Source organism: Halorubrum sp. SS7 (assembly GCF_005435055.1).
Lineage (GTDB): Archaea > Halobacteriota > Halobacteria > Halobacteriales > Haloferacaceae > Halorubrum > Halorubrum salinarum.
Genome location: NZ_SGXV01000118.1, coordinates 1 through 792 on the forward strand (window position 1 = coordinate 1; position 792 = coordinate 792).

Below are 792 nucleotides of genomic sequence, written 5' to 3' on the forward strand. Positions count from 1 at the left end.
ACAGAGAATTAGACGGCCAGCGCTGGATGGCCGAGACTGCCTTTTCGGCCATCAAGCGTCGGTTCGGCCCCGCTGTCCACCCTCGCGCGTGGTACCGCGAGTTCCGCGAACTCGTGTTGACCGCCACAGTCTACAACCTCGAACAGGCTCTCAAACAGTGACCCCGATGCCGTCATCGGATTCAAAAAAGCAGTACTGTACAAATTCCCGAGAGTCCGGCCACCACCCACAACTGGTCGATGTAGGCAAAGTTCGATAGAACAGTCGTATTGAGAACGCTCGGGTCCGCTGGAATATCGGCAGTCGTCATTGCGAGTCCGATAGCCCGTCACCAGCAGGCTCATCACCGAATTCGAGTTCCGTCGCCGCCTCCGCTTCGTAGGCCGCATCCTCCTCACCTGCGAGCCCGAGCCGAAGTTCCACACCGTGTTCACGGAGGATGTCGCGCATCGTCCAGCGATCGACATCAGCGAGTCTGGCTGCGTCACCGAGAGTGATCCGCTCGCGTTCATAGAGAGCGACCGCAGCTGCTATCCGCTCGTTTTCGTGGTCCTCGAAGTACTCACGCACGAATTCACGCAACGCATCACTCTTGCCTCCAAACACGCCAGCCTCAACCGCACCCTCGATGAGGAGATCGAGATCGTCTGGATAGGAGCCGGTGATTCGAGCCATCGTTCTATCTCAGGCTACGGCTTCATACTATTTATGAACTGCGCCGGAATGCCATATACATTGAGACGACCAGTCTCAACTTCTGCGGACCGCGGCGTTCGCGGTGCTCTCCGTATC

1 protein-coding gene and 2 pseudogenes are annotated in these 792 nt (G+C 57.8%); 1 reads left to right on the forward strand and 2 read right to left on the reverse strand.

The window, feature by feature from the left end; all coding sequences use genetic code 11:
• Window positions 1–161, forward strand: a pseudogene (locus tag EXE44_RS21590) (IS5/IS1182 family transposase); the annotation flags it as partial.
• Window positions 162–193: 32 nt separating this feature from the next.
• On the opposite strand, the pseudogene EXE44_RS22120 reads toward EXE44_RS21590, so the two are convergent.
• Window positions 194–310, reverse strand: a pseudogene (locus tag EXE44_RS22120) (twitching motility protein PilT); the annotation flags it as partial.
• Window positions 307–675, reverse strand: coding sequence for a UPF0175 family protein (locus tag EXE44_RS16995; RefSeq protein ID WP_092920992.1), 369 nt, complete (start codon window positions 673–675; stop codon window positions 307–309). The gene EXE44_RS16995 and the pseudogene EXE44_RS22120, both read right to left, overlap by 4 nt.
• Window positions 676–792: the final 117 nt, after the last annotated feature.

What these genes read in the sequence shown, in the direction of transcription:
- EXE44_RS16995 (WP_092920992.1), bottom strand. Translation starts at nt 675, where the DNA reads ATGGCTCGAATCACCGGCTCCTATCCAGACGATCTCGATCTCCTCATC.